This window comes from Mucilaginibacter sp. P4_G9 (assembly GCF_056400985.1).
On record NZ_JBFUKF010000786.1, the window covers coordinates 1 to 1,183 of the forward strand.

2 protein-coding genes are annotated in these 1,183 nt (G+C 40.2%); both read left to right on the forward strand.

What is annotated here, in order from left to right:
• Positions 1–870, forward strand: an 870-nt coding sequence (locus tag AC1DPZ_RS27640; protein WP_477409562.1) for a hypothetical protein, incomplete at its 5' end; no start/stop codon positions are given.
• A 29-nt stretch (positions 871–899) separates the two neighbouring features.
• On the forward strand, positions 900–1,183 hold a 284-nt coding region (locus tag AC1DPZ_RS27645; protein WP_477409564.1), incomplete at its 3' end, for a hypothetical protein.

The window sequence follows — 1,183 nt, forward strand, 5'->3', positions numbered from 1 at the left end:
AATTCGGTAGTTAAAAACTATACAATAATTATTAACGGAAAACCGGCAACAACAGACGATTCGGGAGTATTTACCACCGCCATAAGCAGCAGCGCCAGCCAGCTTACCGTTCAGCCATCCGACAAAAATTATATCATCGCGTACCCAATGGGTGGCAGGGTGCTGGTACCTAAAGACCCATTATTGTTGACCCAGATAGTGCTGGAAGGCTTCCAATCCAACGGTCAAATCAAAAGCTACCTGGCATCATTGGCACAATTAAAAGAGACAGCCAAAAAAGGGCAGTCCGAAACAAAAGCATTACAGATAAAAATTGACTCCATTGCTTCCAACCTTAAAAAATCGGGTTATACCAATGATGACCTGAAAATAGCCCGGGAAAGGCAGGATGGCATTGATCTGTTTTACCCCGAGATCAGCGGTGCCCTGCAGAATTATATCCTGCAGGCGCAAAGTTTAATGATTGCTTTTAAATTTATTGCAGTATATGCCTTCGTCAATATTAATGCGCTTACCCAGTACGCGCAGACCCAAAGTGGGTTTAACCAGGCGTTTGAAAAATTATATGTCAATTATCCTACTTACTCAAAAAAAATGGCCGACTACTGGGACGATCCATCACTGACTGCATCATTTGAGGGTATAACTGATACATTACTTTATGGTATCGGCAAAAATAAGATCGTTCCTTTAAATGATCTGAAAAATCAGATCAATAAATATTTTCAGAACCAGGTAGCTGGTAAGGATAAGGAGAGGGTTAAAAAAGAAATTCAATCACAAATAGCCGAACAGGTTCCGGGCATTACTGATCAGCTCAATGCTATGGAATTGCGGGTAAAACAATTTCTGAGCCGGTTAAAAAACTAATATTCATCAAATACTAAAACATATCAATCATGAAAAAGCTAAATTCATCAGTTTATGTTATTTTATTCGTTATTACATGTTTTTTTACCACAAACTGCGGTAAAGATTCTTCCGGCGGTGGTGTTGCAGTTCTTTTGGGTGATCTCATAGGTTTTTGGCAAAGTGGTAGTGATTCATTCACGTTTCAGGATCAGGGTGGCCAACTGGGAGGTAGTGGCACAGTTGGGGGTAAAACCGGAACGGTTACCAATGCCAGCATTAACAACACGGTATTTACTTTTGATTTGGTATTTAACGTTGGTAAAACCAGTTA